Consider the following 5975-nt stretch of genomic DNA (forward strand, 5'->3'; position numbering starts at 1 on the left):
CACCGGCGTAGGCCGCGCCGATGCCGCCGCCGACCAGCGCGCCCGGGATGCCGACCAGCGCGGCACCGCCCAGCGCGCCCGCGGCGATGCGTCCGGCCCGCTCGGGATCGATGCCGACACCCACGCCGAGATCAGCGACCTGGGACTGCACCTGATCGGCCACACCGTTGACTCCGTCGCGCACCTCGGCGGGCAGCCACTCCGGAGCGGGGGCTGACACGGTGCCGACGTGGAGGTCGGCGGTGGGCAGGGGAGCGGCGGAAGCGATGCCCGCGGCGGCCACGACCGCGGCGATGGGGAGCGCGACTACGGCGGCATGGAACGACTTACGGGTGATCGACATCGGTCTTCGGAATCCTTCATCGGTTTCTTGCTAGCCAGATCTGGCCAATTGACGACCGAAACAATATCGACCAGCAATAAATGACATTTGCCGAGGGGTAGCTAATCGGCCGATGAAGGTGATCCGCGTTACTTCGGGTTGATGACTTCGGTGGGGAAATCGCGGTCGGGGGTCACGGTGTGGCCGTCCGTGCCCAAGGTGAGGGTGACGACCACCGGGCCGCCTGTGGGGCAGCAACTGGGATCGTTGGCACCGAGCCATCGGTACTGCACCTTGACACTGCGGTCGGACGAGCCGACTACCTGGGTGTATGCGGTCCAGTGGGAGGTGGCGGTACCCAGGAAGCCTGCGTGGTTGAAAAGCAGTACGTGCCATGGCGAACTTGCGGTGCCGCCTTGCGTGTCGGCCAGCACCCACAACAGTGCGGGACATGACCCGACGGCGGCATCGGTGCCGCTGGAGGCGACAAAAGCATTGCCGCCCACGCTCTTACCGATCTTGGTGAGTGCCGCCGTCACCACGGGCGACTTCAAGTCCACGCACTTTCCATTGCCCGCGGTGGCTGGTGCACCGTCGGCTGCAGTAGTGGTCGCGGGCGCTGGCGTGACCTGCGTGGGATGCCCAGCTCCAGCCCCCGTACCCGGTGCGACCACCGTCGTCGTGCCCTCCGACTTCGGCACGGTCGTGCCGTCCTGGCACGCGGTCAGCAACGCCAACGCCACGGCCGCAGTCGATATTGCCGCGATTCGTTTCATGAGATGGCCTCTCCCCGTGATTGATACGACGTCATGCTCGGCGCGTACGAACGACTCCGGTCAGCATCGGGAGCGTGAATTCGCCACAGGCGGTTTCCGGCACGCTCGAAAGATAAGCGCGTATCCGCCCGAGGACGACCTCTCGTTGGTGATCGTTCATCACCAATATCCCCGCCCGCGTACCAATCGTTTCGACCAGCGAGTGCGCCGTGCACCGCTGCCCATTCACGAACTCGGCCTGCTCAGCCACCCCGAACCAAGCCCCCACCCCCGCCTCGGGCCCAAACAGCTCCGCCGTCGCCCCACCCCAACTCCGCAACGTATCCCGAGCCCCGACAGCCGCAGTCCCGCCGACCCGTTCGAGCCCCCCAATCCACCCAACCCGGTCATCCATCACATTCCACAAACCCGCCAGAATCCCGCCCGGCACAAGAACTCTCGCCATCTCGGGCCCCGCGACGGCCATATCGAACCAGTGCAAGGCGTTCCCGGCCACAACGGCATCCATGGAGGCATCCGGAAGCGGAATATTCTCGGCATTACCGGGCAGACTGCGAACCGCGGGCAGCGCGCGGCGCAACTCGCCCAGCATCGCCGGATCGGGCTCAACCGCGACCACCTCGGCACCCAGCGCGACCAATCCGGCGGTGAGCTTCCCCGTCCCTGCCCCGAGATCGAGCACCCGCGGCCCGGGGGCGGGCTCCACCGCCCACCGCACTGCCTCCGGCGCATACCCCGGCCGATGGTCGGCGTAGGCCGCCGCCACCCTTCCGAACGATAGTGAATGACGCTGTCGCTCATTCTGTTCCATCGCCACTCAGGCTAGTCGCGCATCGATCGGGGTGGGCGCGGTTCGCTGTCGACTATCCCGCTCCCCAGGGCCCGCACCAGCTCCGGCCGCATTGCAGATAGGACAGGAATTCCCCCGAGCCTGTGGCCGCGGAACCCGTCAGGGTGAACAAGTCTGGGGCGGACGAACCTGTTGCCGGTTGTGTCGTGGACACCGGTGCGGCGGGTTGGAGGGTGGCTGGGGCGGCCATGGCCGCGCCCTTGGCTGCGGCCAGGCCGGCGAAAAGGGCGGCGGCGGCGAGTGTTGCGCGCACTATCGTTCGATTGTCTGTTTTCGACATTGCGGGTCCCCCAGGTGAGTAGGTGTGGAGGTTCTCGAAGTTATCAGTTGCGAAGTGGTTGCATTTCACTTTGAGTGCCCCTAATGCTCGGGGCGGCGGGCTCCAAAGAGAAGGGCCCGCTGCGGGATTCGCAGCGGGCCCGGGAGCGGTTGGGGTCAGTGGGTGAAGACCGACGCGTTCTTTGCCAGGTCCAGGAGGGGTTGGGGGTAGATGCCGAGGACGAGGGTGGCGGCGGCGGTGAGGGCGATGATGGTGCTGGTCATCGTCGGGTAGACGAGGGTGGGTGGGGTGGATGGGGGGTCGGTGAAGAACATGAGGACGATGACGCGGATGTAGAAGAACGCGGCGATGGCGCTGGAGATCACGCCGACGATGACCAGGGTGGCCGCGTCGCCGCCGGTGGCGGCGGCGAAGACGCCGAACTTGGCGATGAAGCCACTGGTGAGGGGGATGCCGGCGAAGGAGAGCAGGAAGAGGGAGAAGATCGTCGCCAGCCAGGGGGAGCGGCGACCCATGCCTGCCCAGGCGGGCAGAGCGGTCGCCTCGTCGCCGTTTTCGTCTCGGACCAGGCTGACGATGGCGAACGCGCCGAGGGTGCCGAGCCCGTAGACGACGAGGTAAAACAGGACCGAGGAGACGCCCGCAGTGGTGGCCGCGACGAGCGCGGTGAGGATGAAACCGGCGTGCGCGACAGACGAATACGCGAGCATGCGCTTCATATCGGTCTGGGTGACCGCCAGGATCGCGCCGACGACCATGGTGGCGATGGCGACCGCCGCGAGTACCGGCCGCCAGTCGTTGCGCAGGTCGGGCACCGCGATGTACAGCACCCGCAACAATGCACCGACTGCCGCGATCTTGGTGGCGGCGGCCATGAATGCGGTGATCGGCGTCGGCGCGCCCTGGTAGACGTCGGGCACCCAGGACTGGAACGGCACCGCACCGATCTTGAACAGCAGCCCGACCGCGAGCATGGCGACGCCGAGAATGGCCAGGATGTGCGAGTTTCCGCCGTCGCGGGTCACCGCTTCGGCAATGCCTTCCAGTCGCACGGTCCCCGCGTACCCGTACAGCAGCGCCATCCCGTAGAGGAAGAACGCCGACGAGAACGCCCCGAGGAGGAAGTACTTCAGCGCCGCCTCCTGCGAGAGCAACCGGCGACGCCGCGCCAGCCCGCACAGCAGATACAACGGCAGCGAGAGCACTTCCAGCGCCACGAACATCACCAGCAGATCGTTGGAGGCCGGGAACAGCATGAGCCCGGCAATGGCGATCAGCGTGAGCGGGAAGACCTCGGTGGTCGCGACTCCCGCCTTGGTGGCGGCGATTTCGTCCGAGCTGCCGGGCGTCGAGGCCGCCTGCGGAGTGAAGGCGTCCACCCCGCCGCGGGAGGCGGTCAGGCTCCACGTGCCCGGTCCTTCACGCCGCACGGGCATACGATCGGCCCGGCGTTCGGCGATGAACAGCAACCCGAGGATGCCCACCACGAGGATGGTGCCCTGCAGGAACAATGAAACCCCGTCGATGGCAACCGCTCCCACCACGGCGGTATCGCGCACATCGCGCAGCCCGATCACCGCGCCCAGGGCGACGGCCAGGCCGCCGAGCCCGAGCACCAGGTGCGTCCCGTACCGGAACCGCCTGGGCGCGAACGCCTCTACGAGCACGCCCGCGACGGCGACCCCGAACACGATCAGCATCGGCGACAGATACCGGTATTCGATGCTGGGTGCCGGGACTGTCGCGGCGAGCAGCAGACCTCCACTCATTTGTGGGCACCTCCCGTGTTCGTCTGGGCGGCTTCCGGCTGGACGGCCGGTGCCGGATTGTGCTGGCCGATGGTGGTGAGCGTCTTGGCGACGGCCGGATCGATGCGGTCCAGCACCGGTTTCGGGTACGCGCCGAGGAACAGCAGCGCGACGATCAGCGGCACCACGACCACCATTTCGCGCGGCAGCAGATCGTAGAGCCGCTCGTTGCCTTCCTTGACCGGGCCGGTCATCATCCGCTGGTACATCCACAGGATGTAGAGCGCCGCCAGCACCAGCGCGGAGGCCGCGAAGATGGCCGCCACCGGGTACCGGGTGAATGTGCCGATCAGAACCAGGAATTCACTGATGAACGGTGCGAGGCCGGGCAGCGACAGCGTCGCCAGGCCCGAGATGAAGAAGGTGCCCGCCAGAATCGGCGCGACCTTCTGCACCCCGCCGAACGCGGCGATGGCGCGAGATCCCCGGCGCGACACCAGGAATCCGGCGATCAGGAACAGCGCCGCGGTGGAGATGCCGTGGTTGACCATGTACAGCGTCGCCCCGGTCCCGCCCTGCGTGGTGAGCGCGAAGATCCCGAGGATGATGAACCCGAAGTGCGAGATCGAGGTGTAGGCGATCAGCCGCATGACATCGGTCTGCCCGATGGCCAGCAGCGCCCCGTAGATGATCCCGATCACCGCGAGCACACTGATCAGCGGCGCGTAAGTGGCTGTCGCCGAGGGGAACAGCAGCAGGCAGTAGCGCAGCATGCCGAAGGTTCCGACCTTGTCGACCACCGCCATCATCAGCACCGCGCTTGCCGGGGTGGCCGCGACGGCGGCGTCCGGCAGCCAGGTGTGCAGCGGCCACAGCGGGGCCTTCACGGCGAACGCGAACATGAACCCGAGGAACAGCGCGTTGTGCACCGCCGGTGTCGCGCCCAGGTGCCCGGAGTTGGCGGCCTCCATGACGGTCCGGAAGTCGAAGGTCCCGCCACCGCCGCTGCCCAGCTTCTCGCGCGCGGTGATGACGTAGAGCCCGATGACCGCCGCCAGCATGATGAGCCCGCCGAACAGGTTGTACAGCAGGAACTTCACCGCCGCCCGCGACCGCTGCTGCCGCACCGCCGGATCCCCGGTCTTGGGGCCGAACCCACCGATGAGGAAGTACATCGGGATGAGCATGACCTCGAAGAACACGTAGAACAGCAGAATGTCCAAGGAGGTGAACGAGATCAGCACCATGGACTCGACGACCAAGGTCAGCGCCACATAGTAGTGCGCCACGCGCGGCCCGCTGCCGACCTCACGCTCGTCCTGCCATCCTGCGAGCAGCAGCAACGGCACCAGCCCGGCGGTCAAAAGCACCAGAACCAGTGCGATGCCGTCCATTCCGAGCGTGTAGCCCGCCCCGAAGGCGGGAATCCACTCCCGGCTCTCGACGAATTGGTACTGCGCGCCACCGCTCTTGAACTGGGTGGCCAGATAGATCCCGACGCCGAGCGTGCCGACCGACACCAGCAGCGCGAAACTCCGCACCCCGGTCCGCCAGCTAGCCGGGAACAGCAGTGCCAGCGCGGCCCCGGCCAGCGGAACCGCCCACAGCACTGTCAGCCAAGGAAAGTCGTTCAAAACAACCTCACCGCCAGCAGGGCGGCGACCACCAGGGCCGCGCCGGTGAACATGGACAGGGCGTAGGAGCGCACGAACCCGGTCTGCACGCGCCGGATCCGTGCCGACAGACCGCCGACGATCGCGGCCGTCGTGTTGACCAGACCATCGATGCCGCGGTTGTCGACGAACACCAGCGACCGGGTCAGATGCTGGCCGGGCCGCATGAACGCGGTCTCGTTGGCGGCGTCGCCGTAGAGGTCGCGGCGCGCGGCTTCCACCAGCGGCGTTGCGGCGGGCGCGGTTTCGGGGATCGGGCTGCTCGCGTACTGGTCGTAGGCGATCCAGATGCCCGCCGCCACCACCGCGAGCGCGAAGAACGTGAT

At 67.3% G+C, this 5975-nt stretch carries 4 protein-coding genes and 2 pseudogenes; all 6 read right to left on the reverse strand.

The genetic code is table 11. The features are described from left to right. Positions 1-343 (reverse strand): annotated as a pseudogene (locus ACWELQ_RS35560) (hypothetical protein); the annotation flags it as partial. A 128-nt stretch (positions 344-471) separates the two neighbouring features. Continuing rightward, positions 472-1098 (reverse strand): LppP/LprE family lipoprotein, encoded by a 627-nt coding sequence (locus ACWELQ_RS35565; RefSeq protein ID WP_452401402.1) that lies wholly within the window; start codon positions 1096-1098, stop codon positions 472-474. Positions 1099-1129: 31 nt separating this feature from the next. Continuing rightward, positions 1130-1909, reverse strand: a complete 780-nt coding sequence (locus tag ACWELQ_RS35570; RefSeq protein WP_452401403.1) for a class I SAM-dependent methyltransferase — start codon at positions 1907-1909, stop codon at positions 1130-1132. Positions 1910-2383: 474 nt separating this feature from the next. Next, complete coding sequence (gene nuoN / locus ACWELQ_RS35575) at positions 2384-3997, reverse strand: NADH-quinone oxidoreductase subunit NuoN (RefSeq protein ID WP_452401404.1); 1614 nt, start codon at positions 3995-3997, stop codon at positions 2384-2386. Further along, on the reverse strand, positions 3994-5610 hold the full coding sequence (locus ACWELQ_RS35580) for an NADH-quinone oxidoreductase subunit M (protein ID WP_452401405.1): 1617 nt from the start codon (positions 5608-5610) through the stop codon (positions 3994-3996). The genes nuoN and ACWELQ_RS35580 overlap by 4 nt, the downstream gene beginning before the upstream one ends. Then, a pseudogene (locus ACWELQ_RS35585) lies at positions 5607-5975 on the reverse strand (NADH-quinone oxidoreductase subunit L); the annotation flags it as partial. The gene ACWELQ_RS35580 and the pseudogene ACWELQ_RS35585, both read right to left, overlap by 4 nt.

The organism is Nocardia sp. NPDC004722, assembly GCF_053601505.1.